Origin of the sequence: Burkholderia sp. Bp8986 (genome assembly GCF_003854225.1) — a bacterium.
GTDB lineage: Bacteria > Pseudomonadota > Gammaproteobacteria > Burkholderiales > Burkholderiaceae > Burkholderia.
The window spans coordinates 1-1,165 of record NZ_QTQM01000157.1; the positions used below are offsets into that span (position 1 = coordinate 1).

The window sequence follows — 1,165 nt, forward strand, 5'->3', positions numbered from 1 at the left end:
GGCTTCCAACGGAGAAAGGAAGTCATGAAGAAGAGCCGGTTTACCGACGAGCAGATGGTGACGATCCTGCGTGAGGCGGACAAGGCGCCGGTCACCGAGGTCGCAAAGAAGCACGGGATTAGCGAACAGACGATCTACAACTGGCGGCAGCATTTCGGCGGCCTGGAGGCGGCCGACGTGAAGCGGCTCAAGCAGCTCGAGCAGGAGAACGCGCGACTGAAGAAGATGCTGGCGGAGCGTGATCTCGAACTGGACGTGATGAAAGAGATCAACGCAAAAAAGTGGTGAGCGCGCTCGCCCGACGCCAGCAGGTCACGTACGCGAAAGTGCGGGGCCTGTCGGAGCGACGTGCGTGCGCGCTGATGTCGGTGGCGCGATCTGCATTGCATTACGAATCGAAGCTCGCCGTGCGGGACGCACCGGTACTTGCGGCGATGAGCATTCTGTCGGCGCAGTATCCCCGCTACGGCTACCGTCGAATCCAGATTTTTCTGGAGCGGCAGGGTCACCCGATGAGCGCGGACCGGGCGTGGCGGCTATGGCGTCTTGCCGGCTTGCAGGTCCCGCGCAAGCGACCACGCAGGCGTGTGGCGGTTCGCCGTCCCCGGCCACAGCCGGCGACGGCGGCACGGCACGTCTGGGCGTACGACTTCGTCTTCGATGCATGTGCCAACGGCCAGCAGTTGAAGTGTCTGACGGTGATCGACGAGTACACGCGTGAATGTCTGGCGATCGATGTGGCTGGATCGATTCGCTCGGGCCGCGTCATCGAAGTCCTGTCCCAACTGGTCAGCGTTCATGGCGCGCCGCGCTACTTGCGTTCGGACAATGGCCCGGAGTTCGTGTCGCGGGCCATCCTGAAGTGGGCCGCGCAGAACAGCATGGAGATGGCGCTCAACGATCCCGGCAAGCCTTGGCAGAACGGCGCAGACGAAAGCTTCAACGGCAAATTCCGGGACGAATGCCTGAGCCTTGAGTGGTTTCGAACGCGCCCGGAAGCGAAGGTTGTGATCGAGCAGTGGCGACGTCACTACAATGCTATCCGACCGCATTCGAGTCTGGCATACCTGACGCCCGACGAGTTCAAGCAGCAGTATTGTTCAACTGAAGCAACCGAGGCCGTTCCTCAAGATTGAAATGGCTCGAAGAAATCAGGCAGGTCACC

1 protein-coding gene is annotated in these 1,165 nt (G+C 61.4%); it reads left to right on the plus strand.

Annotated features, from left to right (window positions below; translation table 11 throughout):
* Window positions 1–24 precede the first annotated feature (24 nt).
* Window positions 25–1,136, plus strand: a protein-coding gene (locus DID99_RS36650) for an IS3 family transposase (protein ID WP_124668728.1) whose coding sequence is annotated in 2 segments (ribosomal slippage) — window positions 25–274 and window positions 274–1,136 — 1,113 coding nt in all. Because the reading frame shifts where the segments join, the coding sequence is not laid out codon by codon here.
* The last annotated feature ends 29 nt before the right edge of the window (window positions 1,137–1,165 follow it).